This is a genomic window from Aquibium sp. A9E412, from assembly GCF_030398335.1.
GTDB lineage: Bacteria > Pseudomonadota > Alphaproteobacteria > Rhizobiales > Rhizobiaceae > A9E412.
This window is the reverse complement of the sequence record NZ_JAOAOP010000007.1, coordinates 26,252-50,881: the sequence shown is the minus strand read 5'-3', so window position 1 is coordinate 50,881 and position 24,630 is coordinate 26,252. Positions and strand designations below refer to the sequence as shown.

The 24,630-nt window shown below is 71.4% G+C and carries 22 protein-coding genes; 10 read left to right on the top strand and 12 right to left on the bottom strand.

Annotated elements, in window-relative coordinates:
• Nucleotides 1-59: 59 nt before the first annotated feature.
• Both N1F89_RS05070 and N1F89_RS05065 read right to left on the bottom strand, forming a co-directional pair.
• Complete coding sequence (locus tag N1F89_RS05070) at nucleotides 60-1,667, bottom strand: ABC transporter substrate-binding protein (RefSeq protein ID WP_290082146.1); 1,608 nt, start codon at nucleotides 1,665-1,667, stop codon at nucleotides 60-62.
• Nucleotides 1,668-1,916: 249 nt separating this feature from the next.
• Nucleotides 1,917-2,858, bottom strand: coding sequence for a LysR family transcriptional regulator (locus N1F89_RS05065; protein ID WP_290082143.1), 942 nt, complete (start codon nucleotides 2,856-2,858; stop codon nucleotides 1,917-1,919).
• Nucleotides 2,859-2,972: 114 nt separating this feature from the next.
• Here N1F89_RS05065 and N1F89_RS05060 point away from each other — a divergent pair, with 114 nt between their 5' ends.
• Nucleotides 2,973-4,601 carry an amidohydrolase gene (locus N1F89_RS05060; RefSeq protein ID WP_290082142.1) on the top strand — a complete coding sequence of 543 codons (1,629 nt, stop codon included), beginning with the start codon at nucleotides 2,973-2,975 and terminating at the stop codon, nucleotides 4,599-4,601.
• Nucleotides 4,598-5,596 (top strand): GTP-binding protein, encoded by a 999-nt coding sequence (locus N1F89_RS05055; RefSeq protein WP_290082140.1) that lies wholly within the window; start codon nucleotides 4,598-4,600, stop codon nucleotides 5,594-5,596. The genes N1F89_RS05060 and N1F89_RS05055 overlap by 4 nt, the downstream gene beginning before the upstream one ends.
• On the opposite strand, the gene N1F89_RS05050 is transcribed toward N1F89_RS05055, so the two are convergent.
• Nucleotides 5,524-6,990 carry a PLP-dependent aminotransferase family protein gene (locus tag N1F89_RS05050; protein WP_290082137.1) on the bottom strand — a complete coding sequence of 489 codons (1,467 nt, stop codon included), beginning with the start codon at nucleotides 6,988-6,990 and terminating at the stop codon, nucleotides 5,524-5,526. The two genes, N1F89_RS05055 and N1F89_RS05050, sit on opposite strands and share 73 nt — an antisense overlap.
• A 242-nt stretch (nucleotides 6,991-7,232) precedes the next feature.
• Between N1F89_RS05050 and N1F89_RS05045 the strand changes: the two genes are divergently transcribed.
• From N1F89_RS05045 to pta, 5 genes are all read left to right on the top strand, one after another.
• Nucleotides 7,233-7,607, top strand: coding sequence for a nuclear transport factor 2 family protein (locus tag N1F89_RS05045; RefSeq protein WP_290082270.1), 375 nt, complete (start codon nucleotides 7,233-7,235; stop codon nucleotides 7,605-7,607).
• Between the two features lie 30 nt (nucleotides 7,608-7,637).
• On the top strand, nucleotides 7,638-9,020 hold the full coding sequence (locus tag N1F89_RS05040) for an FAD-binding oxidoreductase (RefSeq protein ID WP_290082134.1): 1,383 nt from the start codon (nucleotides 7,638-7,640) through the stop codon (nucleotides 9,018-9,020).
• 46 nt (nucleotides 9,021-9,066) lie between these two features.
• Nucleotides 9,067-10,842, top strand: coding sequence for a sulfoacetaldehyde acetyltransferase (gene xsc, locus N1F89_RS05035; RefSeq protein WP_290082133.1), 1,776 nt, complete (start codon nucleotides 9,067-9,069; stop codon nucleotides 10,840-10,842).
• Between the two features lie 71 nt (nucleotides 10,843-10,913).
• On the top strand, nucleotides 10,914-11,945 hold the full coding sequence (locus tag N1F89_RS05030; RefSeq protein ID WP_290082130.1) for a putative sulfate exporter family transporter: 1,032 nt from the start codon (nucleotides 10,914-10,916) through the stop codon (nucleotides 11,943-11,945).
• Nucleotides 11,946-11,961: 16 nt separating this feature from the next.
• Complete coding sequence (gene pta, locus N1F89_RS05025; RefSeq protein WP_290082128.1) at nucleotides 11,962-12,972, top strand: phosphate acetyltransferase; 1,011 nt, start codon at nucleotides 11,962-11,964, stop codon at nucleotides 12,970-12,972.
• 4 nt (nucleotides 12,973-12,976) lie between these two features.
• Here the strand turns inward: pta and N1F89_RS05020 are convergent, their stop codons facing one another.
• The 9 genes from N1F89_RS05020 to N1F89_RS04980 form a co-directional block, all read right to left on the bottom strand.
• Nucleotides 12,977-14,251: an MFS transporter gene (locus N1F89_RS05020; protein WP_290082125.1), complete on the bottom strand. Its 1,275-nt coding sequence runs from the start codon at nucleotides 14,249-14,251 to the stop codon at nucleotides 12,977-12,979.
• Between the two features lie 216 nt (nucleotides 14,252-14,467).
• Complete coding sequence (locus tag N1F89_RS05015; protein WP_290082123.1) at nucleotides 14,468-15,160, bottom strand: hypothetical protein; 693 nt, start codon at nucleotides 15,158-15,160, stop codon at nucleotides 14,468-14,470.
• Nucleotides 15,161-15,355: 195 nt separating this feature from the next.
• Entirely contained in the window at nucleotides 15,356-16,165 is an 810-nt protein-coding gene (locus tag N1F89_RS05010) for a PRC-barrel domain-containing protein (protein ID WP_290082120.1), read from the bottom strand.
• Between the two features lie 114 nt (nucleotides 16,166-16,279).
• A complete protein-coding gene (locus N1F89_RS05005; RefSeq protein WP_290082117.1) occupies nucleotides 16,280-16,888 on the bottom strand; it encodes a Spy/CpxP family protein refolding chaperone in 609 nt (202 codons plus the stop codon).
• A gap of 94 nt (nucleotides 16,889-16,982) precedes the next feature.
• Entirely contained in the window at nucleotides 16,983-17,636 is a 654-nt protein-coding gene (locus tag N1F89_RS05000) for an isoprenylcysteine carboxylmethyltransferase family protein (protein WP_290082115.1), read from the bottom strand.
• On the bottom strand, nucleotides 17,633-17,881 hold the full coding sequence (locus N1F89_RS04995) for a DUF2933 domain-containing protein (protein ID WP_290082113.1): 249 nt from the start codon (nucleotides 17,879-17,881) through the stop codon (nucleotides 17,633-17,635). Before N1F89_RS04995 ends, N1F89_RS05000 begins: the two co-directional genes overlap by 4 nt.
• Nucleotides 17,878-20,058 carry a copper-translocating P-type ATPase gene (locus tag N1F89_RS04990; RefSeq protein ID WP_290082111.1) on the bottom strand — a complete coding sequence of 727 codons (2,181 nt, stop codon included), beginning with the start codon at nucleotides 20,056-20,058 and terminating at the stop codon, nucleotides 17,878-17,880. The genes N1F89_RS04995 and N1F89_RS04990 overlap by 4 nt, the downstream gene beginning before the upstream one ends.
• Nucleotides 20,059-20,063: 5 nt before the next feature.
• The gene (locus N1F89_RS04985) at nucleotides 20,064-20,357 is read right to left on the bottom strand and encodes a DUF5676 family membrane protein (RefSeq protein ID WP_290082109.1); all 294 of its coding nucleotides are present in this window, start codon (nucleotides 20,355-20,357) and stop codon (nucleotides 20,064-20,066) included.
• A gap of 52 nt (nucleotides 20,358-20,409) precedes the next feature.
• Nucleotides 20,410-20,622, bottom strand: coding sequence for a hypothetical protein (locus tag N1F89_RS04980; protein ID WP_290082108.1), 213 nt, complete (start codon nucleotides 20,620-20,622; stop codon nucleotides 20,410-20,412).
• Nucleotides 20,623-20,870: 248 nt separating this feature from the next.
• Here N1F89_RS04980 and arcD point away from each other — a divergent pair, with 248 nt between their 5' ends.
• Genes arcD through argF form a run of 3 tightly spaced genes read left to right on the top strand, consistent with a single transcriptional unit; the run spans nucleotide 20,871 to nucleotide 24,629 of the window.
• A complete protein-coding gene (arcD, locus tag N1F89_RS04975) occupies nucleotides 20,871-22,349 on the top strand; it encodes an arginine-ornithine antiporter (RefSeq protein ID WP_290082105.1) in 1,479 nt (492 codons plus the stop codon).
• Nucleotides 22,350-22,375: 26 nt separating this feature from the next.
• Nucleotides 22,376-23,602: an arginine deiminase gene (arcA, locus tag N1F89_RS04970; RefSeq protein ID WP_290082101.1), complete on the top strand. Its 1,227-nt coding sequence runs from the start codon at nucleotides 22,376-22,378 to the stop codon at nucleotides 23,600-23,602.
• 25 nt (nucleotides 23,603-23,627) lie between these two features.
• Complete coding sequence (argF, locus tag N1F89_RS04965; protein WP_290082098.1) at nucleotides 23,628-24,629, top strand: ornithine carbamoyltransferase; 1,002 nt, start codon at nucleotides 23,628-23,630, stop codon at nucleotides 24,627-24,629.
• Nucleotide 24,630 lies beyond the last annotated feature (1 nt).

Genomic DNA, 24,630 nt, shown 5'->3' with positions numbered 1-24,630 from the left:
GCGCGCGGCGGCGCGTGACGGCCGCCGCCCGGGCGGCGCGGCCGTCATCGTCCGGCCGCTCAGGGCGCTTCCTTCCAGTAGAGCTCGTCCATCGACTGGATGACGCCCCAGATGCTGTCCGGCATGTTGCCGAGCCGCGTGTCGTAGGCGGTGTGATAGGGGATCACGTTGATCGGGTAGAGCGGCAGCTCCTCGGCCACGATCATCTGGAACTCGTCGTAGAGCGCCTTGCGCTTCTCCGGGTCCTGCTCGAGCGCGGCGCGCGCCAGGATGTCGTCCACCGTCTGGTTGGCGTATTGCTGGGTGTTCGACCAGATGACGCCCTCGCGGATGTTCGAGGACAGGTAGGTGCGGTGCACGCCGATCACCGGGTCGCCCCAGTTGAACACGCTGTCGAGGGTGAGGTCGAAGTCGTAGGTCGACACGCGCTGCGCCCAGGTGGGGAAGTCGGGCGAGGCGCGCACCTCGATGCCGATGCCCACCTTGGGAAGCTGCGAGCGCAGATACTCGGCGATGTTCTTCTGCTGCTCGCCGCTGCCGGGGATGTAGTCGACGGTCAGGCTGAAGCGGGTGCCGTCGGCGCCCTCCGGATGGCCCGCCTCGTCGAGCAGCGCGCGCGCCTTGTCGAGGTCGACGTCATAGGCCGGGATGCCGGGGTTGAAGAACGGGCTCGACTCGATGATCGGGCCGCGCTGCGCCTTCGACACGCCGCGATGCAGCGCGTTGACGATGAAGTCGCGGTCGACGGCGTAGGCGATCGCCTGGCGCACGCGCACGTCGTCGAGCGGCGGCTCGCCGGTGTTGAAGGCGAGCCAGTTGAGCGCACCGATGCCCTCGTAGCCCTTGTCCGTCACGGCGAACTTCTCGTTCTCCTGCAGCCGGCGGATGTTCTGCGAGCTGGTCAGGAAGGGCAGGATGTCGGCCTCGCCGGCCTCGAGCGCCAGCACCATGGCGCTGGGGTCGGGCACGATGCGGATGACGATGCGGTCGAGATAGGGCCGGCCGTCGATGAAGAAGTCGTCGTAGCGCTCGAGCGTGATCTGCCGGCCGGGCTCGAAATCGGCCAGGCGGAACGGGCCGGAGCCGATCGGCGCGGAGTTGGCCGGATGCGACTGGATGTCCTGGCCGTCGCCATAGACGTGCTCGGGAATGATCGGCAGCAGCGCCGACGACATGGCCAGAAGCAGCGCGGGATGCGGCTGCGACAGGCGGATCACCGCGGTCCGCTCGTCCGGCGTCTCGACGGCGGAGACCGGCGCGAACATGGTCTCGAAGGGGTGGTTGTCGCGCACCGTCTCGATGGAGAAGCGCACGTCCTCGGAGGTGACCGGCTCGCCGTCGTGGAAGGTCGCGCCCTCGACCAGGCGCACCGTCACCGACAGCCCGTCGTCGGAGGTCTCCCAGCTTTCGGCCAGATAGGGCTGCGGCTGCCAGTTGTCGTCGTATTTCAGGAGCGAGGCGAAGATCTGCGTGCCGGGCACGGCCGTGGCGATGCCCGACTGCACGGCCGGGTTGAGGTGGCGCGGCGCCTGCGTCGAGGTGATGACCACCGATCCGCCGGGCGTGATCTCCTCGGCGTCAGCCGGAGCGGAGACGAGCGGCAGGCCACCGAGCGAGGCGGCGGCCGACAGGACCGAGCCGAGAAGCAGACGTCTGGTGAGGTGCATGGTCGACCATCCCATTGTTCGAAGTGCAGGTTCCCGGCATTCTTGTCTTGTTTGCCGCCTGGCAATGTATCGGAAGGCCAAACATCGCAAAAACATGTTTTATGAGCGAAAAAGCTCAGAAAAATAGTGTGAGCGCTCTGCCGCCCGCGCGCGCCGGCGCCGGAACGCGGGCCCGCCCGGCCACGCGATCGTGGGTCATGCTCCCGATCTCGAACGACCTTCGCGAGGACGGGCGAGGCCGCCCGGCCGTCAGACCGGCAGCACCAGCGGCGCGAAGACGTCGTCGTCCTTGAGCCGCCGGCAGTGGTCGAGGAAGGCGCGCACGATGCGCGGCTGGCGCACGCCCTTGAGGGTGACGAGGCCGTAGTCGGGATTGCCGACATTGTCGGCGATGGGGCGCGAGACGAAGCCCGAGCCCGCCTCGCGGTCGAGCGCGCGGATGTTGAGGATCGAGAAGCCGAAGCCGCCGGCCACCAGCGCGCGCACGATCTCCGACGAGCGTGTCGAGTGGGCGATGCGCGGCTCCAGCCCGTGGGCGCGGAACAGGCCGAGGAAGTAGTCGGTGGTGAAGGGCAGGTCGAGCAGCACCATCGGCCGCTCGGCGAGCTCGGCCAGCGTGACGCGCCGGCGCGCGGCCAGCGGGTCGTCGGCGCTGAGCACGGCGTGCGGCCGGGCCGTGAACAGCCGCGTGAAGGCGACGTCGCAGGGAAACGTCTTCTTGTGGTCGCCGACGATGCCGAAATAGGTCGCCGCCACGTCCACCTTGCCGGAAAGCAGCGAGTCGCTGACCGTCATCAGGTCGCCCTCGAGGATGTCGATGCTGACGCCCGGATAGTCGCGCGCGAAGCTGCGCAGCATCAGCGGCAGCACGTGCGGTGCGGTGGTGACGTAGCAGCCGATGTGCAGCTTGCCGCGCGGATCGCCCTTGATCGAGCGCAGGTCGCTCTCCAGGTGGCGCGCCTGCTCCAGGAAGCCGCGCACATGCTCGAGCGCCTCGCGGCCGACGGGCGTCGTCACGATGCCCTTGGCCGGGGTGCGCACGAAGATGTCGAAACCGAGCTCGTTCTCCAGCGCGTCGATCGCCGCGGTCACCGAGGATTGCGAGATCGACAGCTCGCCCGCCGCATTGGCGATCGAGCCGGTGCGGCCGGCGGCGTCGACATAGCGCAGCTGCTTCAACGTGAACCGCACGGGCCGCACCCTCCTTGCGCAGGAAAATAGCTGTTTCAGCCGCCAAAATTCCATTTTTCGACGCAAGTAGCCCCACGCTAGCCTGGCTTTGTCAAGTCAGCGAAGGGGGGAGGCATGAGCGAGACCGTCGTCTACCGGGCGCGCAAGATCATCACCATGGACGTCAACCGCCCGGCGGCGACGCATGTCGCGGTGCGCGACGGGCGCATCCTCGCCGTCGGCGGGGCGGACGTCGCCGCTCCGTGGGGCGCGGCGCGCGACGACGCGCGCTTCGCCGACGCGGTGCTGATGCCGGGCTTCGTGGAGGGCCATGCGCACATGATGGCCGGCGCCATGTGGCAGTACGTCTATGCCGGCTACCAGGACCGGCACGACCCCGACGGCGTGCTGTGGCCGGGGCTGACTTCCATCGAGGCGGTGATCGACGGGCTGTGCGAGGCGGAAGCGCGGCTCGCGGACGGCGCGGCGCTCGTCGCCTGGGGCTTCGACCCGATCTTCCTGCCGACCGAGCGGCTCAACCGCCGCCATCTCGACGCGGTGTCGACCGTGCGGCCGATCGTCGTCATGCATTCCAACTTCCACCTGATGACGGTCAACTCCGCCGCGCTGGCGCTGGTCGGCTACGACCGCGACACCGCGGTGGAGGGCGTCTTCAAGGGCGCCGACGGCACGCCGACCGGCGAGCTGCAGGAGATGGCCGCGATGTTCCCGCTGCTCAGGCGGCTCGGCATCGACTTCCGCGCGCTGTCGCGCCAGCCCGACAGCGTCCGCGCCTTCGCCCGCACCGCGCAGCGCGTCGGCGTGACGACCTCGGCCGACCTGATGGCCGAGCTGCCCGACGACGACGTGGAGACGCTGCTCGCGCTGACCGGCGAGGCCGACTTCCCGCTGCGCATCGTGCCGGCCTTGAACGGCATGAGCGACACGCCCGAGCGCGTCGCCGAGCGGGCGCTGGCGCTGCGGGCGCGCAGCGGCGACCGGCTGCGGCTCGGCGCCGTCAAGCTGATGACCGACGGCTCGATCCAGGGCTTCACCGCACGGCTCAAATGGCCGGGCTATCTCGAGCGCAGCGAGAACGGCATCTGGAACACGCCGCCGGCGGCACTCGAGGCGATGGTCGAGCGGCTCAACGCGGCCGGCGTGCAGATGCATATCCACGTCAATGGCGACGAGGCGTCCGAGGTGGCGATCGCGGCGCTGGAAAAGGCGCTCGCCGCGCATCCCGGCGGCGACCACCGGCACACGCTGCAGCACTGCCAGATGGCCGATGCGGCGCAGTTCCGCCGCATGGCGGCGCTCGGCCTGTGCGTCAACCTGTTCGCCAACCATGTGTGGTATTTCGGCGACCAGCACGTCGAGCGCACGCTCGGGCCCGACCGCGCCGGACGCATCGATGCCGCGCGCACGGCGCTCGACCACGGCGTGCCGCTGGCCATCCACTCCGACGCGCCGGTGACGCCGATGGCGCCGCTGTTCACCGCCTGGTGCGCGGCGACGCGCAGGACGCCGCAGGGCCGCGTGCTCGGCGCCGCGCAGCGCATCACGGTCGATGAGGCGCTGCACGCCATCACGCTGGGCGCCGCCTACACGCTGAAGCTCGACCACGAGATCGGCTCGATCGAGACCGGCAAGCGGGCCGACTTCGCCGTGCTCGACGACGATCCGACCGCCGTCGCCGTCGACGCGCTCAAGGACATCGGCGTGCGCGGCACGGTGCTCGGCGGCCGGGTCTTCGCGCCATGAGCGGCGGCCTGCCCGTCACCGTCGTGACCGGCTATCTCGGCGCCGGCAAGACGACGCTCATCAACGACCTGCTGGCGCAGCCGCACGGCCGGCGCATCACGGTGCTGGTCAACGATTTCGGCGAGATCGCCATCGACGAGGCGCTGATCGTGTCGCGCAGCGGCGACACCATCGCGCTCGCCAATGGCTGCCTGTGCTGCTCGCTGGGCGACGACCTGTTCGACGCGCTCGACCGCATCCTCAGCGCGCCGGCGCTGCCCGACCATCTCGTCATCGAGACGAGCGGCGTGGCCGATCCGCGCCGCGTGACGCAGATCGCGCTCGCCGAGCCGATGCTCGCCGCGCACGGCACCGTCACCGTGGTCGATCCGCTCAACCTGGCCGCGACGCTCGACGACGCGCTGCTCGCCGACACCGTGCGCCGCCAGCTTGCCGCCGCCGATCTCGCCGTCGTCTCCAAGGCGGCGCTGTGCGACGCGGCGGCACTCGACCAGGCCTGCGCGCTGGCCGCCGGCCATCTGCCGGCGCGCGCGCCGGTGCTGGTGGCCGGCCGGACGGTGCCGGCCGAGGTGCTGCTCGACCGGCTGATTGAGGCCGGCGGCGCCGCGCCCGGCGCATCCGGGGACGCGGCGCATCCGGCCACCTACCGGAGCTGGAGCTATGCCGGCGACCGGCGCATCGCGCGCGCCGCGCTCGACGGTCTGCTGCGGCGCGACGATCTCGGCATCTACCGGCTCAAGGGCTTCGTCGGCCTCGACGACGGCAGCACGGTGCTGGTGCAGAAGGCGGGCGGCCGGGCGACGGTGGAGCCGGCCGCGGCGGCCGTCGGCAGCCGGCTGGTGGCGATCGGCGCGGCGGGTGCGCTCGACCCCGCCGCGCTCGAGCGTCTCTGGCGGTCGCTGTCGGTCGCGGATGCGGGGCCTCAGGCCGTCTCCAGCGCCTCGGCGACCAGCCGCACGCCGGCGGCAATGCGCCCGGCGGGGATCGACGAGTAGGCCATGCGGAAATAGCGGCACGGGCCGTCGAGCTCGGCGAAGAAGGGCGAGCCGGATTCGATCAGCACGCCGCGGTCGCGCAGCCGGTCGGCGAAGGCGTCGGCGTCGAGCCCCTGCGGTCCCTCGATCCAGAACGACGTGCCGCCGAAGCTCGACTGGCCGGCCACCGTCAGGCCGTGCGCGTCGAGCGCGCTGGCCATCGCCGCGTGGCGCCTGGAATACTCCAGCCGCATGCGCCGCATCAGGCTGTCGTAGTGGCCGAGCGCCAGGAAGTTCGCCACCGCGCGCTGCAGGTGACCCGGCGGATGGCGCAGCATCAGCGCGCGCAGCGCCCGCGCCTCGCGGATCAGCCCCGGCGGGCCGACGAGATAGCCGAGCCGGAGGCCGGGAAACAGCGACTTGGAGAAGCTGCCGACATAAAGCACCCGGCCGCGCCGGTCGAGCGAGCGCAGGGCCGGCGAGGGCGGCTCCAGGAAGCTCATCTCGAACTCGTAGTCGTCCTCCACGACGATGAAGTCGCGCTCCTCGGCCAGCTCGAGCAGCCGCTTGCGACGCTCCATCGGCATGCGCACGGCGGTCGGCGACTGGTGGCTCGGCGTGACGAACACCGCGTCGACCTCGTCGGGCAGCCGCTCGGGCGGCAGGCCGCCCTTGTCGACGGTGACCATGGTGACGTCGGCGCCGCTCAGCCGCAGCGCGGCGTGGATGTCGGGGTGGCACGGCGTCTCGCAGGCCGCCTTCCGGGTGCCGTCGAGCAGCAGCTGGATGACGATCCACAGCGCGTTCTGCGCCCCGACGGTGACCAGGATCTCGTCCGGCCCGGCCTGGATGCCGCGCCGCGGCAGCGTGTGCGAGGCGATGTAGTGGACGAGCTGCATGTCGTCGGCGGCGGCGAAATCGCCGGCCATGAACTCGAAGTCGAGCCGCGCCAGCGCGCTGCGCGTGCAGTCGCGCCAGGCCGCCAGGTCGAACAGCGACATGTCGGTCTGGCCGTACAGGAAGGGATAGGGATAGCTGCGCCAGTCGAGCGGCTTGCGGATCGGCTTGGCGATCGCGAACGGTCCGCGCAGGCGGGCCGCCCAGTCGAGATCGCGCTCGGGGCCGCCGGTCGCCGCCGCCGCCAGCCGGGCGACCGGCGCGGTGGCGGAGATGCGGAAGGCGCTGCGCTCGGCGGTCTCGATGTAGCCCTGCGAGACGAGCTCCTGGTAGGCGAGCGACACGGTCAGGCGCGACACGTTGAGATGGCGCGCCAGCCGCCGCGTCGAGGGCAGCCTGGCGCCGGGGCCGAAGCGGCCGGCCAGCACGCCAGACACGACCGCCTCGCGGATCTGCGCCTGCAGTCCGCGCGGCCGCGCCTTGTCGATCAGGAACACGTCCTCCGAAATCGCCTGCACGCGTCTCTCCTGGCACGGGGGAATCTGGACATATCACAAGCACAAGCTGGCTATAAATCAAGCGTCGCTCCCCTCCTAATGTCGGCCCGCCGCCGGACACCCGAATGCGCGGGGCCGGCACCCCTTGCCGAGCGCCTGCGGGGCGGGCCGCCCGGCGTGCCGGGCCGGCGTCCGGCGATCGAAGAAACACGCACGAAGAAGCAGAGACACAGCCAATGACCGCAGCCACGAGCGAACGCACGCTGACCGAGAGCGACCTCACCGACCTGTTCGACGCCTTCAACCGGCACGACATCGACGGCGTGATGAAGCACTTCGCCGAGGACTGCGTGTTCGACACGGTGGCGGGGCCGGAGGTGCACGGCACGCGCCACGAGGGCGCGGCGGCCATCGCGCGCGCCTTCGAGGGTGTGTGGCAGGCGATGGCGGACGCGCACTGGGCGCAGCAGGGCCACTTCGTGCACGGCGACCGGGCGGTCTCGGAATGGACCTTCTCCGGCACGGCCGCCGACGGCAGCCGCATCGAGGCGCAGGGCGTCGACCTGTTCCGCGTGCGCGACGGGCGCATCGTGCACAAGCAGGCGTTCCGCAAGCAGCGGCCGCCGCTCGGCGCCTGAGGCGCGGACCCGACGGAACCGGTGGTTACGATGCAAATGCAACAGCTCGTCGCGCCTCTGCCCTACGATCCCGGCTATGATCCGCTGCTCGACCGGGGGCCGGGCGAGAACCGCGCCTACTGCCCGACCTACTGGATCGACACCGCCGGTCCGCCGCCGGCCGACGACGGCCGGATCGCGGGCGACGTCGACGTCGACGTGGCGATCATCGGCTCCGGCTACACCGGGCTTTCGACCGCCATCCACCTGGCGCGCGAGCACGGCATCAAGGCGACGGTGCTCGAGGCCAACGGTGTGGCCTGGGGCTGCAGCACGCGCAACGGCGGCCAGGCGCAGATCTCGTCGGGCCGGCTGAAGCGCTCGCAGTGGATCGCGCGCTGGGGCCTCGACGTCGCCCGGCGCATGCATGCCGAGGTCGCCGAGGGCTTCGAGCTGTTCCGCTCGCTGATCGCCGAGATCGACTGCGAGCCGCAGGACGGCGGCCATCTGTACATCGCCCACAAGCCGTCGATGATGCCGGCGCTCGAGGCCGAATCGCGGCTGCTCAACGAGACCTTCGGCTATCCGACCCGCATCATCGGCCGCGAGGCGCTGCATGCGGAGTATCTCGGCGACGCCGAGGCGGCGGGCGCCATGCACGAGCCGGACGGCATCGGCGTGCATGCCGCGCGGCTCGCCTTCGGCTACCTGGCGCTCGCCCGGCAGCTCGGCGCCCGGGTGCACACGGCAAGCCCGGTGATCGGCTGGCAGACGCGCGCCGGCGTGCACCACCTGACCACGCCGGGCGGCACGGTGCGCGCGCGCGCCGTCGGCGTGGCCACCGCCGGCTACACGGCGCCGGGCATGCACCCGCTGACGCGCCACCGGCTGATGCCGATCCTGTCGAACTCCGTCGTCACCCGCGTGCTGACCCCGGAGGAGCGCGCCGCGTGCGGCCTCAAGACCCACATGGTGCTGACCGACACGCGCACCTTGCGCCACTACTACCGGCTGTTGCCGGACGGCCGCCTGCAGATCGGCAGCCGCAGCGCCGTCCACGGCCGCGATGCGGCGAACCCGCGCCATCTGGCGCTGCTGCTCGAGGGGCTCTACCGCAAGTTCCCGGCGCTGCGCGGCGTCGACATCGACTATTCCTGGTGGGGCTGGGTCGACGTCAGCCACGACATGATGCCGCGCATCTGCCGGCCCGACCCGGCGCAGGCGATCTTCTACGCCATGGGCTATGGCGGCAACGGCGTCATGTACTCCGCCCAGGCCGGCCGGCGCATGGCCGGCATGATCGCCGGCGCGGATGTGCCGGACCTGCCGATCTTCACCTCCGCGCTGCCGCATCACGGGCCGCTGACGCCGTTTCGGCGCATCGGCCAGCGCATGATGTATGGCTGGTACCATCTCAAGGACGAGCGGCTTTGACGGCGGCTCCGCGCCGCCACGACAACGCAGACAAGGGAACGCAGCAATGAAAATGAACACCGAGGAAGCCTTCATCAAGGTCCTGCAGATGCACGGCATCCGCCATGCCTTCGGCATCATCGGCTCGGCCATGATGCCGGTGTCGGACCTGTTTCCCAAGGCCGGCATCACCTTCTGGGACTGCGCGCACGAGACCAACGCCGCGCTGATCTGCGACGGCTATTCGCGCACCACCGGCAAGATGGCGATGGCCATCGCCCAGAACGGCCCCGGCGTCACCGGCTTCGTCACCGCCATCAAGACGGCCTACTGGAACCACACGCCGATGCTTCTGGTGACGCCGCAGGCGGCCAACAAGACGATCGGCCAGGGCGGCTTCCAGGAGGTCGACCAGATGGCGCTGTTCGAGGAGATGGTGTGCTACCAGGAGGAGGTGCGCGACCCGACGCGCGTGGCCGAGGTGCTCAACCGGGTGATCGAGAAGGCCTGGCGCGGCTCGGCGCCGGCGCAGATCAACGTGCCGCGCGACTACTGGACCCAGGTGATCGACATCGAGCTGCCGCAGATCGTGCGCCTCGAACGGCCGTCGGGCGGCAGCGAGGCGATCGCCGAGGCGGCGCGGCTCCTGTCGGAGGCGAAGTTCCCGGTGATCCTCAACGGCGCCGGCGTGGTGATCGGCAACGCCATCGCCGATTCCCAGGCGCTCGCCGAGCGGCTCGACGCGCCGGTCGCCTGCGGCTACCAGCACAACGACGCCTTCCCCGGCAGCCATCCGCTCGCCGTCGGCCCGCTCGGCTACAACGGCTCCAAGGCGGCGATGGAGCTGATCGCCGAGGCCGACGTGGTGCTGGCGCTCGGCACCCGGCTCAACCCGTTCTCGACGCTGCCCGGCTACGGCATCGACTACTGGCCGAAGCAGGCCAAGATCATCCAGGTCGACATCAATGCCGACCGCATCGGCCTGACCAAGAAGGTCTCGGTCGGCATCTGCGGCGACGCCTCCAAGGTGGCGCGCCAGATCCTCGCCCAGCTCTCGCCAACCGCCGGCGACGCCGGCCGCGAGGAGCGCAAGGCGCTGATCCATCAGCGCAAGTCGGCCTGGCTGCAGATGCTGTCGTCGCTCGACCACGAGGAGGACGATCCCGGCACGGTGTGGAACCAGGAGGCGCGCGCGCGCGACGCCGACCGCATGTCGCCGCGCCAGGCCTGGCGGGCGATCCAGGCGGCGCTGCCGCGCGAGGCGATCATCTCGACCGACATCGGCAACAACTGCGCCATCGGCAACGCCTACCCCTCCTTCGAGGAGGGCCGCAAATACCTGGCGCCGGGCATGTTCGGGCCGTGCGGCTACGGCTTTCCCTCGATCATCGGCGCCAAGATCGGCTGCCCGGACGTGCCGGTGGTCGGCTTCGCCGGCGACGGCGCCTTCGGCATCTCGATGAACGAGATGACCTCGATCGGCCGCGACGACTGGCCGGCGGTGACGATGGTGATCTTCCGCAACTACCAGTGGGGCGCGGAAAAGCGCAACACGACGCTGTGGTACGACAACAACTTCGTCGGCACCGAGCTCAACCCGCGCTTCTCCTACGCCAAGGTGGCGGAGGGCTGCGGCCTCAAGGGCGCCGTCGCGCGCACCCAGGAGGAGCTGACGGCCGCGCTCGGCAAGGCGATCGAGGACCAGGCGAAGGGTGAGACGACCTTCATCGAGGTGATCCTCAACCAGGAGCTCGGCGAGCCGTTCCGTCGCGACGCCATGAAGAAGCCCGTGCCGGTGGCCGGCATCGACCCGGCCGACATGCGCGAGCAGATGCCGCTCTGAGCGGGACGGAACGCGCCGGGGCGGGCGCCGGCCCGCGCCGGCGCGCCGCGGCCATGCGCGAAGCAGGTGCGATGACAGCTCCCTTTCCAGACCGCGGCCGCGCGGCGGCGCGGCTTGCGCGCCCCGCAGCGCGCATCGCGCCCGGCCTCCTGGTGTGCGCGACGGTGGCGCTCGCCGCGCAGTTCCTGGCCGACCACTACGGCGCGCCGGCCATGCTGATGGCGCTGCTGCTCGGCATCGCCTTCCACTTCGTGGCCGAGGAGGCGCGGCCGGCGCCCGGCATCGCCTTCACCGCGCGCTCGGTGCTGCGGCTCGGCGTGGCGCTGCTCGGCGCGCGCATGAGCGTCGAGCTCGTCGCCGGCGTCGGCGCGCCGACCATCGCGCTGGTCGTCGGCGCGGTGGCGGCGACCATCCTGTTCGGGCTCGTCGGTGCGCGGCTGCTCGGCCGCGGCTGGCGGCTGGCGCTGTTGACCGGCGGTTCGGTGGCGATCTGCGGCGCCTCGGCGGCGATGGCGATCGCCGCAGTGCTGCCGCGCAACGAGCATTCCGAGCGCAACCTGACCTTCACCATCATCGGCGTCACGGTGCTGTCGACCGTGGCGATGATCGTCTACCCGATCCTGGTCGGCTGGCTCGGCATGGACGACCGCGCGGCCGGCGTCTTCATCGGCGCCACCATTCACGACGTCGCCCAGGTGGTCGGCGGCGGCTTCTCGATCTCCGACACCGCCGGCGAGACGGCGACGCTGGTCAAGCTGATGCGCGTGACGCTGCTCGCGCCGGTGGTCATCGTCTTCTCGCTGGCGCTGCGCGGCATGGCCGCCGAGGCCGGCGACAAGCGGCCGCCGCTGGTGCCGGGCTTCGTCGTCGGCTTCGTTGCGCTCGCCGCGCTCAACTCGCTCGGCCTGGTGCCGGCGGCGATCGGCGCGCTGCTCGTCGACCTGTCGCGCTGGGCGCTGCTGTTCGGCATCGCCGCCGTCGGCATGAAGACGTCGCTCAAGAGCGTGCGCGACGTCGGCGGCGCGGCGATCGTGCTGATCGTCGCCGAGACGCTGTTCATCGCGCTCTTGATCGCCGGCGGGCTGCACGTGATCGGCCCGTGACCCGAGGGAGGCAGCCATGAAGCCGCTCGACCGTCTCATCGAACGCGCCAAGGCGGCGCCGCGCCGCATCGTGCTGGCCGAGGGCGCCGACCCGCGCGTGCTCGCGGCCGCCGTCAGGGCCGAGCGCGACGGGCTGGCCGAGCCGCTGCTCGTCGGCGACCGGACGGCGATCACGGCGGCGCTGGCGACGCGCGGCGCGCGGCCCGACCGCTTCCGCATCGAGGACCCGGCGGACTCCGCGCTCACCGAGCGCTTCGTGGCGCGCTATCTCCACCTGCGCTCGCGCAAGGGCGCCAGCGAGGCCGATGCGCAGGCCGCGATGGCCGACCCGATGGGCTTCGCCGCGATGATGGTGCGCGAGGACGAGGCCGACGGCATGGTGGGCGGCGCCGTCGCCACCACCGCGCACACCGTGCGCGTGGCGCTGCAGATCATCGGCCGGGCGCCGGAGGCGAAGCTCGTCTCCAGCTTCTTCCTGATGATGCTGTGCGCGCCGGAGCACAAGAAGAAGGGCGCCTTCCTGTTCGCCGACTGCGGCCTGGTCGTCGAGCCGGACGTCGACCAGCTCGCCGACATCGCGCTCGCCACGGCGCGCTCCTGCCGGGCGCTGATCGGCGAGGCGCCGCGCGTGGCCATGCTGTCGTTCTCCACCATGGGCAGCGCGGCGCATGCGCGCATCGACCGGGTGCGCGCGGCGACCGAGAAGGTGCGCGCCGCCGCGCCGGAACTGGCGATCGACGGCGAGCTGCAGTTCGACGCCGCCTTCGTGCCGGGCGTCAGCAGCGCCAAGGCGCCGGGCTCGATGACGCGCGGCGAGGCCAACGTCTTCATCTTCCCCAACCTCGAGGCCGGCAACATCGGCTACAAGATCGCCCAGCGCATCGGCGGGGCGATCGCCATCGGGCCGATCCTGCAGGGGCTGGCGCGGCCGGCCAACGACCTGTCGCGCGGCTGCGACGCCGACGACGTCTACGCGATGATGGCGGTGACCGGCGTGCAGGCGCAGGACGCGGCGGCCGGCGGCTGAGGGGTCAGCCGCGCGTGTGCGTCTCGGTCATGGCGAGCGCGAGCCACAGGCCGGAGCCGGCCATGGCGAGGCCGGTCAGCCAGAAGCCGGCGGCAAGCGCGCCCGACAGGTCGGCGGCGAGCCCGATCGCCAGCGCGCCGACCGCGTAGCCGAGGTCGCGCCAGAAGCGGTAGACGCCGAGCGCGGAGCCGCGCCAGGCGGGGTGCGCGCGGTCGCCCATCGCCGCGATCAGTGTCGGGTAGAGCAGCGCCATGCCGACGCCGATGACGGCGGCGATCAGGCTCCACGCGGCGAGCGAGCCGACGAGCGGGAAGGCGACAACGCCGGCCGCGCAGACGAAGAAGCCGGTCACCGTCGGCGGCTTGCGGCCGATGCGGTCGGACAGCGGCCCGGTCCACAGCTGGCTGGCGCCCCACACGAGGCCGTAGACGCCGGTCACCCAGCCGATCTCGATCAGGCTGGCGCCGCGGCCGACGAGATAGACGGGCACCAGCGCCCACATCAGCGCGTCGACGAACTTTTCCACGCAGCCGGCCTGGGCGAGCGCCTGGAAGGTGCGGTCGCGCCAGGTGACGAGCGCGAAGACGGTCGCCGCGCCCGGCGCTGCCGGCGCCTCGGCATAGACGGGCGGCGCGCCGTCGGCCGCGCCGGCGCCGTGCCGCGCCGCCTCGGCGCGGGCGAAGCCGAGCGTCTCGGCGAAGGCGAGGACGGCGGCCGCCAGCGCCAGCAGGACGACCGTCAGGCCGAACACGAACAGGCTGAGGCGCGGGTCGAACCAGGTGGCGAGGTAGCCGGTCGCCAGCCCCGCCAGCGCCACGCCGCCATAGCCGGCGAACTCGTTGATGCCGGTCGCCAGGCCGCGCTCGCCGGCGCGCACGATGTCGAGCTTGGCCGTCACCGTCATCGACCAGCAGAAGCCCTGGTTGACGCCGAGCAGCACGTTGGCGGCGACGATCCAGCCCCAGGACGGCGCCCACAGGATCATGAAGGGGATGGGCAGCGCGACGATCCAGCCCCAGATCAGCACGCGGCGCCGGCCGACGCGCTCGGAGACGTGGCCGGAGACGAAGTTCATCGCCGCCTTGACGGCGCCGAAGGAGACGACGAAGGCGACCAGCGCGGTGGCCGAGCCGGCCGGCACGCCGAACTCGCTCTCGGCCAGCGCCGGCAGCACGGTGCGCTGCAGGCCGATCGTCAGGCCGACGAGAAAGACCTGCAGGAGCTGCTGCAGGAAGATCGCCAGGTTGGCGCGGATGCCGAGTGCGTGGCCGTCGTTCAAGCGGGTCTCCCGGAGGCTGCGCGGCGGGCCGCCCGCGGCACCGGCCTTCGGGGCCACCCTATAGAGCGTTTGCAGGCGAAGTGGAAACCGCTTCGCGGTTCGCACGCGTCAAAACAACCACTTGGAGCCGATCTGCGATTCCGCGAAAAGCGGACCGGCTCTGGGCGCGCCGCCGTGCCGGCGAAAGACCGCAGCCCCGCCCGCGGGCACGCCGGCTCAGCGGCCGGACCGGTAAGCGGCCGGCAGCTCGGCCGGGGAAAGATCGCGCGCGCAGCCCATGCAGAACGGCTTCGCCGCGCCCGGCCGGCGCGGGCGGCGACCGGGCGCGCAGGCCTCGCAACAGCGGATGCCGCGCGAATCGGCGATGGCGATGTCGCCGATATCGGCGGACAGGAGCGCCGACACGTCGACCCGGCACACGCCCGGCTCGCGCAGCAGGCGGCGGTAGAGCTGGTGCGGCGTCCACACCAGATAGGTGCGCCCCAGCATGTGCGCGGCGAGCGCGGCACAGGTCATCATCGCGCGAAGCTGGCTGGAATGGCCGGGAACGCCCTCGCGCACCATCAGCACGTCGCCCGACGCACCCCAGCGCAGGAACTTGGCCGCCGCCTCTTGCGGCACCGTGGCGACCAGCAGCCGGGTCCACCACGGCTCGAACACCGTCCACTCGCCGGTCGGCTCGGGGCGCAGCGCGAAGACGTGCTTGTGGCGGCGGTGCACGAAACGGTGCCAGAACTGGCGGTCGATCGGCGGCACGAAGCAGACGAGCCAGCTCGCCGCGGCGAGCGGCACCAGCGAGCCGTCCGGCGCGAGCCGCAGCGTCTGTGTCGGCAGGGCCAGCGCGGCGCGCTCCGCCTCGCGCAGCGGCGCGCGGTGGCGCCGGACCATGGTCTCGAGCAATCGTTGCACGGCGCGGCCTCTCGAGCGTTTCCAGGCGAGGTGGATACCGGTTCGCCGTCCGGAAACGCGGCAAAACAGCAAGTCAGAGCCGGTCTGCGATTCCGTGAAGAGCAGAACGGCTCTCGTGTGGTGGCGCCGTCGGCGCGACAGGCCGCAGCCGGCGGGCCGGAGGCGGCGCCGCTCTTGCCGGCGCCGCCGTGCGTGTCAGCCGCCGTCGGCGGCGAGCGCGTCGTCCCAGTAGCGCGTCAGCGCGCGCCGCCAGGCCGCGTCGGCCGTCGCCTCGAAGCCGGTCCGGTCGACCGTCGGTGCGGCGTCGACCGCCGCCTCGCTGGCGTCGAGCACGTAGATGCGGTGGTCGCCGGTCGCACGCAGGTCGCTCCAGCGCAGCGCGACGAGCTTGCGGCCGATGCCGAGAAAGCCGCCGCGCGCGGCCAGCACATAGACGATGTCGGCGCCGTCGGGGCTGAAGACGACGTCGTCGATCTCGCCGAGCCGGGTGTCGGCGAGATTGCGCACCTGCGCACCGATCAGCACGTCCGCGCGCATCAGGTGATCCATTCCGGCGACCGGGCGGGCGGCGGCGAGATGCGCCTGCCGCCAGGCGGTGCGCAGCATCGGATCGTCGGCCTCGCTGCCGTAGAGCGCCTGATGCTCGGTGAACACGCGCTGCATCGAGGCGAGGAGACGGCCGCACGCCGCCTCGTCGCCCTCCCAGGCATAGACATAGGCGGCCTCGCGCAGCGCCCGCATCTTCTGGCGCGGCGTGCCCTCGAGGCCCCAGACATAGGGGTCGCCGGGCTCTCCGGCGCCGGCGAAGCCGGCCGGCGGCAGCACGCCGAAGCCGGTGCGGGCGAGCTTGTCCTCGAAGGCCTGCATGTCGGCGAGGCAGGTCCGCGCGACGCCGGTGCCGGGCGCCGCGCCGGTCGCCAGGGTTTCGGCGTCGGCCGCCGCGGCGGGTGCGGCGCCGCCCGCGGCGGCGAGCATCAGCGCGGCAAGAAGCGGTCGTCGTGTCATCTCGCGCCTCCTTTCGGGCTGTCGGTCGTGGTCGACGGGAAGACCGGCGGCGGCGGCTGCCGGGCCGGGCTTCCGGCCTTGGAGCGGGGCTGCGAAGCCCCGCCCGGTGCGGGCTCACATGGCGCCGCAGTGCATGCCGATCAGCAGGTCGGCGGTCTCCTTCTGCTCCTCGCTCAGCGTCTCGTAGAGCGCTTCGGTGGCCGGCTGCATCGCCTTCAGCGCGGCGACCATCGTCTCCATGCCCTCGATGCGCGCCTGCATGCGCTCGACCGCGCTGCCGTCGCCCATCGCCTCGAGCATCGTCTCGCGCATGTCGCGCATGGCGTCGAGCCGGCCGCGCATGGCCTCGGCATAGGCGTCCCAGGCCTCGGCCTGCGCGTCGGTGATGGCGAGCTCGGCCTTCAGATAGGCGAGGCGGCCGTCGGCCATCGCCTCCATGCGCGCGAAGCGGCCGGCCGGGCCGCGACCCATCATGCCGGGGCCGCCCGCCGCCCGGTCGCCCATCGCCTGGTTGCCCATCATGCCGTAGCCGCCGTAGCCGCCCATCATGCCGGGGCCCATCATCATGCCCATCATCGGGCAGCCGCCGCCCATCATGCCCATGCCCATGCCCATGCCCATGCCGAAGCCGCCGCCGCCGGGCCCGGAATGGGCGAGGGAGGGGGCGGCCGCGGCGACGTTGACGGCAAGGGCGAGGGCGGCGGTGGCGAACATCCTGCTCATGGCTTCGATCCTTTCTTTGGCTGTCATCCGCGGCGCGGATCGGGGCAGTCTAGCCGGGCGGCCGGCGCCGTCCTTGACACAGATTAGGTTCGCGTCAGCCAGGGCGGTTGGCGAGGCCGGCGAGCCGCGGCAGGAAGGCGGGCACGCGCCGGGCATAGTCGGCATAGGCGGCGCCGAAGCGCGCCTCGGCCTCGCGCTCCTCGCTGCGCGCCAGCCGCACGTACATGACGACCAGCACCGGAAACATCAGCACCGTCAGCAGCGTCGGCCACTGCACGAGAAAGCCGAGCATCACCAGCACGAAGCCGGCATATTGCGGATGGCGCAGATGGGCGTAGGGACCGCCGACGGCGAGCCTGCCGGCGCGCTGTGCCGCATAGAGCACGCGCCAGGCGGCCGCGATCAGCCAGAAGCCCGCGCCGATCAGCGCCAGGCTGAGAAAGTGGAACGGGCCGAAATGGGGGTTGGCGGTCCAGCCGAACAGCATCTCGACGAGGTGGCCGGACTCGTGCGCGAACCAGTCGATGCCGGGCTGCCGGCTCTGCAACCAGCCCGACAGGAGGTAAAGGGTGAGCGGAAAGCCGTACATCTCGGCAAACAGCGCCACCAGAAAGGCGCTGAAGGCACCAAAGGAGCGCCAGTCGCGGCCCGTTCGCGGCCGGAAGAAGCTGAAGGCGAACAGGATGAAGACCGCCGTGTTGACGGCGACCAGCAGCCACAGACCGTAGGCCTGCGGCGCGGCGTTCACCGTCCGCTCCGGCCGCCGCCATGGCCGCCGCCATGACCACGATGCATGAAGAGATGGATGCCGACGCAGGCCAGAAGCACGGCGATCAGCAGGCCGTCGGCGCTCAGCAGGTGGACCCGGTGCTCGTAGGCGAGCAGCAGGCCCGCCGCGGCGACGAACGCGAGCAGCAACACGCCGCCCGGCGTTCGCAGCGGCCCCCCGGCCGGCGGCGGGCGCCGGCCGGAAGGCGGATCGCGGTCGCTCATGCGATGCTCCTTTCGGGCGATTGCGCGGCCGCGGCCGCCTCGGCGTCGGCCGCGGCCGCCGTGCTGGCGACCAGCTTCTTCGCCCGCTCGAGGAGCTGCGCGTTGACCGCCACGATCACCGTGCTGAGCGACATCAGCGCCGCACCCATGGCCGGCGTGAGCAGGAGCCCCCAGGGATAGGCGACGCCGGCGGCCAGCGGCAGGGCGAAGGCGTTGTAGCCGGTCGCCCACAGCAGGTTCTGCACCATCTTGCCGTAGGTCGCGCGCGACAGGGCGAGGATGGCGAACACGTCGCGCGGGTCGGAGCGCACCAGAACGACGTCGGCCGATTCGATGGCCACGTCGGTGCCGGCGCCGATGGCGATGCCGAGATCCGATTCGACCAGCGCCGGCGCGTCGTTGACGCCGTCGCCGATCATCGCCACGGCAAGCCCGCGTGCCTTGACCTCCTTGACCTTCTCCACTTTCTGGTGCGGCAGCACCTCGGCGAAGTAGTCGTCGAGACCGAGCTTGCCGGCGACCGCGCGGGCCACCGGCCCGGCATCGCCGGTCACCATCATGCACTGCAGGCCGAGCGCCTTGAGCCGGGCGACCGCCTCGTAGGATTCGGGCCGCACCACGTCGGCGAGCGCGATGGCGGCGGCGGGCACGTCGTCGACCAGCAGATGCACCACCGTGTTGCCCTCCTCGGCCAGGCGCGCGACGTCCGGATCGTCGACGGCGATGCCGTGCTCGCGCAGATAGCCGGGGCTGACCACGCGCACGGTGCGGCCGTCGCTCAGCGCCTCCGCACCCTTGCCGGTGATCGAGCGGAACTCCGTCACCGCGGCCGGCGCGACGCCGCGGTCGGCCGCGCCGCGCACCACGCCCTGGGCGATCGGATGCTGCGAGCGGCTTTCCACGCCGGCGGCCAGCGCCAGCGCCTCGCCGGCGTCGAAGCCGCCGAGCGCCACGATGCCGGCGATGCCGAAGCGGCCCTCGGTCAGCGTGCCCGTCTTGTCGAACAGCACCGCGTTGAGGTTGCGGGCGCGCTCGAAGGCGGCCCGCTCGCGGATCAGCAGCCCGTTCTGCGCGGTCAGCCGGGTGCTCACCGCAACGACCAGCGGCACGGCGAGGCCGAGCGCATGCGGACAGGCGATCACCATCACCGTGACCATGCGCTCCAGCGCGAACTCGAAGCCCTGGTCGGCGACGACCCAGAACGCCAGCGTGCCGGCACCGCCGACGAGCGCGATATAGGTCAGCCAGCGGGCCGCGCGGTTGGCCAGATCCTGGGTGCGCGAGCGCGATTCCTGCGCCTGCTTGACCATGTCGATGACCTGGCTGAGATAGGTCTGGTCGCCGGTCTTCTCGACCTCGAGCGTGACCGATCCCTCGCCATTGACCGCACCGCCGACCGCCTCCCGGCCGGCGCCCTTGTCGACGGGGCGCGACTCGCCGGTCAGCATCGCCTCGTTGAAGCTCGAGCGGCCCTCGACGATGAGGCCGTCGATCGGCACCTTCTCGCCCGGCTTGACGAGCAGCCGGTCGCCCGGCCGAAGCGTGTCGACCGGGACGTCCTCGACGCTGCCGTCGGCGGCGACGCGGTGCGCCGTCGTCGGCAGCAGGCGCACCAGCGCCTCGAGCGCGCCGGAGGCGCCCATCACCGACTTCATCTCGATCCAGTGGCCGAGCAGCATGACGTCGATCAGCGTCACCAGCTCCCAGAAGAACACCTTGCCGGACAGGCCGAAGACGACGGCGCTCGAATAGAAGAAGGCGACCGAGATGGCGATCGCGATCAGCGTCATCATCGCCGGCTGGCGGTCGGCGAGCTCGCGGAACAGCCCTTTCAGGAACGGCCAGCCGCCGTAGAAGAAGACGACCGCCGACAGCGCGAACAGCACGTAGATCGAGCCGGGGAAGGCGAGCGCCTCTTCCAGCCCGAGAAAGCTCTGGATCATCGGCGACAGGGCGAGCACCGGCACGGTGAGGGCGAGCGAGACCCAGAAGCGCCGGCGGTAGTCGACGATCATGGCGGCGTGGTCGTGGCCGCCATGGCCGCCTCCGCCACGGTCGTTGCCGCTCGTCGCGCCATGCCGGCCTTCGTGGCCGGCATGGGTCTGGTGCCCGGCGTCGCTCGCCTTTTCCTCGCGGCCGGCGGCGGCCGCATCGGCCGGTTTGCGGTTGGCAGCCATCGCGCTCACCGCGCCGCGAACAGGTTGTAGAGCGGCGCGAAGACCAGCGCGATGTACCAGCCATAGGCATAGCTCAGCACGAGCCCGAGCAGGAAGCTCGGCCAGGTCAGCCAGGTGAAGCCGGGCAGGAGCTGCAGCCAGGATTCGTACATCGCCTGGCCGGGAAAGACGAGGTCGAAGGCGACGCACAGCAGGTAGGTGATGAGCAGGAAGAGCCCGAGGCTGTTGCCGAGCGCATAGATCGGAATGCGCGGCGCGGCGGCGGACTTGCTCGTGCCGGTGTGGACGTTCTCGGCCATGGGTCCGGTCCTTTCGTTGCGGGTTGCGGTTCGGGCCGCCGGCGCGGCGGCCTCAGTCGGTGTCGAAGCGGCCGGTCAGCACCGGCCCGGCCGGCAGGCGGGGCCGCAGCCGGCGCTCCAGGGCGCGGGCCTCGGCCTCCATGCCGATCCAGCGCAGCTTGCGGATGCGCTTGACGAGCGCGTCGCCGGTCGCCGTGTCCGCGGCGGACGGCGCAAGCGCGGCGGACGCCCGCTCGGCGAGGGTGGTCTTGGTTCGACAGGTCATCGGCGGAACTCCCGGTTTGGCCGCCCCGTGCGGCCGGTCTCGGCCGGCCGGGCCACGAGGGCTGTCACCGGGCAGTCAAGCGTGCGCGCGCCGCGCCCGCCTTAACCGGCGTTAAAGAGTCGCGACGCGGGCGCCGCAGCGTCCGTGCCGATCTTCGTTCCTCTTAATCTCCGTCAAAGACGGCGCCGCGCGACTGCCGTCTACTCCCGCCCGACGCGAGAAGTCCGTCATGAAGGGGAGTTGCCACCATGACCGATCAAACCGTTTCCGCCCCGGCGGCCGTGCAATCGCGCTCGGCCAAGCTCGGGCTCACCGCGCTGATCGCACTCGTCGTCGGCTCGATGATCGGCGGCGGCGTGTTCAGCTTGCCGCAGAACATGGCCGCCGGCGCCGCGCCGGCCTCGGTGCTGATCGCCTGGCTGATCACGGCGGTCGGCATGCTGGCGCTCGCCTTCGTCTATCAGGGGCTTTCGACGCGCAAGCCGAACCTCGATTCGGGGCCCTACGCCTATGCGCGCGCCGGCTTCGGCGACTTCATCGGCTTCAACAGCGCCTGGGGCTACTGGCTCAGCGCGTGGATCGGCAACGTCTCCTACGCGGTGCTGATCTTCGGCGCGCTCAGCTACTTCTTCCCCACCTTCGGCGACGGCAACACCTGGCAGGCGATCGTCGGTGCCTCCGTCATGCTGTGGCTGGTGCACGCGCTCATCATGTTCGGCGTGCGCGAGGCGGCGATCGTCAACGTCATCACCACCATCGCCAAGCTGGTGCCGATCCTCATCTTCATCGTCGCCATCCTGTTCGCCTTCAACGCGCGCAACTTCACGCTGGATTTCTGGGGCGCCGGCATTCCCGAGCTCGGCACGCCCGATCTCGGCAGCGTGCTCGCCCAGGTGCAGAGCACCATGCTGGTCACGCTGTGGGTGTTCATCGGCATCGAGGGGGCGAGCGTCGTCTCGGCGCGCGCGGCCAACCGCGCCGACATCGGCCGCGCCACGGTGATCGGCTTCCTGACGGCGCTCAGCGTCTACGTGCTGGTGTCGCTGCTGTCGTTCGGCGTGATGAGCCAGCCCGAGCTCGCCGGCCTGCCCGACGCCGCCTCGATGGCCGACGTGCTGGAGCGCGTGGTCGGCCCGTGGGGCTCGGTGCTGATCCGCGTCGGCCTCGTCATCTCGGTCGCCGGCGCCTTTCTGAGCTGGACGCTGTTCGCCGCCGAGATCCCGTCGGTGGCGGCCGGCGAGGGGATGATGCCGAAGCTGTTCGCCAAGGCCAACGACAAGGGCTCGCCGGCCGGCTCGCTGTGGATCACCAACATCCTGGTGCAGATCTTCCTGATCGTCACCTACTTCTCCGAGAGCACCTACACGGCGCTGTTCTACATCGCCTCGGTGGCGATCCTGGTGCCCTACGTGTTCTCCGGCGCCTATGCGCTGAAGCTGGCGCTGTCGGGCGAGAGCTACGCGGCCGGCGATCGGCGCACGCGCGACATGTGGATCGGCCTGATCGCCACGCTCTACGGGATCTGGCTCGTCTATGCCGCCGGCCCGGCCTACCTGCTGATGGCCGCGCTGCTCTACGCGCCGGGCATGATCTTCTACTGGATGGTCAAGCGCGAGCGCGGCGAGCGGCCGTTCACCGCCGTGGAGGGCGCCATCGCCGCCGGCCTGCTCGTCGCCGCGCTGGTTGCCGCCTGGCTGATGTGGACCGGCGCCATCAGCCCGCTCTGAAACGCACGAACCGCGAGGAAAAAACCATGTCCCTGACCTATGGAGTGCATTCCGAGGTGGGCCGGCTGCGGCGGGTGCTGGTGCACCGGCCCGGCACCGCGCTCGCCCGCCTCACCCCGGCGAACCGCGAGGCGCTTTTGTTCGACGACATCATCTGGGTGAAGCAGGCGCGCGTCGAGCACATGACCTTCGTCGATGCGATGCGCCATCGCGGCGTCGAGGTGGTGTTCCTGCGCGAACTGCTCGAGGAGACGCTGCGCGACCGGCAGGCGCGCGGCTGGCTCCTCGACCGGCGCGTCAACGAAGACACCGTCGGCGTCGGGCTGGCCGGCGAGCTGCACGCGCATCTGATGGAGATCGACGCCGAAACGCTGTCGTCGAGCCTGGTCGGCGGCATGAGCCGGGCGGAGCTGCCGGTCGCCGGCAACGGCGTCCTGGCGCCGATCCTCGACGCGCAGGACTTCGTGCTGCCGCCGCTGCCCAACCACCTGTTCACGCGCGACACCACCTGCTGGATCTACGGCGGCGTGACGCTCAACCCGATGCGCTGGAACGCGCGGCGGCTGGAGACGCTCAACCTGGCTGCCATCTACCGCTTCCACCCCGACTTCCGCGACGCCGGCTTCCAGGTCTGGTGGGGCGACCCCGACCGCGACCACGGGCTGGCCACCTGCGAGGGCGGCGACGTCATGCCGATCGGCAACGGCACGGTGCTGATCGGCATGGGCGAGCGCACCACGCCGCAGGCGGTCGGCCAGATCGCGCGGGCGCTGTTCGAGGCCGACGCGGCCGAGCGGGTCATCGCCTGCCAGCTGCCGCGGGCACGTGCCACCATGCATCTCGACACCGTGTTCACCTTCTGCGACCGCGACCTGGTGACGGTGTTCTCGGAGGTGGTGGACGGCATCCGCGCCTACAGCCTGCGGCCGGGCGAGCACGCCGGCACGGTCGACACGCGCGCCGAGGAGCGGCCGTTCCTCGAGGTGGTGGGCGAGGCGCTCGGCCTGTCGCGGCTGCGCGTCGTGCGCACCGGCGGCGACGCCTACGAGGCCGCGCGCGAGCAGTGGGACGACGGCAACAACGTGGTGGCGGTCGAGCCGGGCGTGGTGATCGGCTACGACCGCAACGTCCACACCAACACGCTGCTGCGCAAGGCCGGCGTCGAGGTCATCACCGTGCCGGGGGCCGAGCTCGGCCGCGGCCGCGGCGGCGGCCACTGCATGACCTGCCCGCTGATCCGCGACCCCGCATGACCCGCCAGCCGAAACGAGAGCACCGATGCCCGTGAACCTGAAGGGACGCAGCTTCCTCAAGCTGCTCGACTTCTCGCCCGACGAGATCCGCTTCCTGCTGCGGCTCGCCGCCGCCCTCAAGCAGGCCAAGTATGGCGGCTACGAACAGCCGCGGCTGAAGGGCAAGAACATCGCGCTGATCTTCGAGAAGGATTCCACGCGCACGCGCACCGGCTTCGAGGTCGCCGCCTACGACCAGGGCGCGCACGTCACCTATCTGGGGCCGACCGGCAGCCAGATCGGCCACAAGGAATCGATCAAGGACACCGCCCGCGTGCTCGGCCGCATGTATGACGGCATCGAGTATCGCGGCTTCGGCCAGGACCGCGCCGAGGCGCTCGCCGCCCATGCCGGGGTGCCGGTCTACAACGGGCTGACCGACGACTTCCATCCCACGCAGATCCTCGCCGACCTGCTGACCATGCGCGAATACACCCACAAGCACCTGTCGGACGTCGCCTTCGCCTTCGTCGGCGACGCCGGCAACAACATGGGCACCTCGCTGATGATCGGCGCGGCGCTGATCGGCATGGACGTGCGGCTCGGCGCGCCGCGCGCCTGCTGGCCGGAGGAGGCGCTCGTCGCGCGCTGCCGGCAGATCGCGGCGGAAACCGGCGGGCAGGTGACGCTGACCGAGGACGCCGAAGCCGTCGTCGCGGGCTGCGACTACGTCTACACCGACGTGTGGGTGTCGATGGGCGAGCCGGAGGCGGTGTGGGCCGAGCGCATCCGGCTGCTCGAGCCCTACCGGGTGACCGGCGAGCTGATGCGTGCCACCGGCAACGCGCACGCCAAGTTCATGCACTGCCTGCCGGCCTTCCACAACCGCGACACCGAGGTCGGCGAGCACATCTTCCAGACGTTCGGCCTGGACAGCATGGAGGTGACGGAGGCGGTGTTCGAATCGTCCGCCTCGGTGGTGTTCGACCAGGCGGAAAACCGCATGCACACGATCAAGGCGCTGCTCGTCGCCACGCTGGGGTCGTGAG

Excerpts from the sequence above, each read along its gene's own strand:
- N1F89_RS05070 (WP_290082146.1), bottom strand. The coding sequence starts at position 1,667 with ATGCACCTCACCAGACGTCTGCTTCTCGGCTCGGTCCTGTCGGCCGCC.
- N1F89_RS05060 (WP_290082142.1), top strand. The coding sequence starts at position 2,973 with ATGAGCGAGACCGTCGTCTACCGGGCGCGCAAGATCATCACCATGGAC.
- N1F89_RS05055 (WP_290082140.1), top strand. The coding sequence starts at position 4,598 with ATGAGCGGCGGCCTGCCCGTCACCGTCGTGACCGGCTATCTCGGCGCC.
- N1F89_RS05040 (WP_290082134.1), top strand. The coding sequence starts at position 7,638 with ATGCAAATGCAACAGCTCGTCGCGCCTCTGCCCTACGATCCCGGCTAT.
- xsc (WP_290082133.1), top strand. The coding sequence starts at position 9,067 with ATGAAAATGAACACCGAGGAAGCCTTCATCAAGGTCCTGCAGATGCAC.
- N1F89_RS05030 (WP_290082130.1), top strand. The coding sequence starts at position 10,914 with ATGACAGCTCCCTTTCCAGACCGCGGCCGCGCGGCGGCGCGGCTTGCG.
- pta (WP_290082128.1), top strand. The coding sequence starts at position 11,962 with ATGAAGCCGCTCGACCGTCTCATCGAACGCGCCAAGGCGGCGCCGCGC.
- N1F89_RS05010 (WP_290082120.1), bottom strand. The coding sequence starts at position 16,165 with ATGACACGACGACCGCTTCTTGCCGCGCTGATGCTCGCCGCCGCGGGC.
- N1F89_RS05005 (WP_290082117.1), bottom strand. The coding sequence starts at position 16,888 with ATGAGCAGGATGTTCGCCACCGCCGCCCTCGCCCTTGCCGTCAACGTC.
- N1F89_RS04995 (WP_290082113.1), bottom strand. The coding sequence starts at position 17,881 with ATGAGCGACCGCGATCCGCCTTCCGGCCGGCGCCCGCCGCCGGCCGGG.
- N1F89_RS04990 (WP_290082111.1), bottom strand. The coding sequence starts at position 20,058 with ATGGCTGCCAACCGCAAACCGGCCGATGCGGCCGCCGCCGGCCGCGAG.
- N1F89_RS04985 (WP_290082109.1), bottom strand. The coding sequence starts at position 20,357 with ATGGCCGAGAACGTCCACACCGGCACGAGCAAGTCCGCCGCCGCGCCG.
- N1F89_RS04980 (WP_290082108.1), bottom strand. The coding sequence starts at position 20,622 with ATGACCTGTCGAACCAAGACCACCCTCGCCGAGCGGGCGTCCGCCGCG.
- arcD (WP_290082105.1), top strand. The coding sequence starts at position 20,871 with ATGACCGATCAAACCGTTTCCGCCCCGGCGGCCGTGCAATCGCGCTCG.
- arcA (WP_290082101.1), top strand. The coding sequence starts at position 22,376 with ATGTCCCTGACCTATGGAGTGCATTCCGAGGTGGGCCGGCTGCGGCGG.
- argF (WP_290082098.1), top strand. The coding sequence starts at position 23,628 with ATGCCCGTGAACCTGAAGGGACGCAGCTTCCTCAAGCTGCTCGACTTC.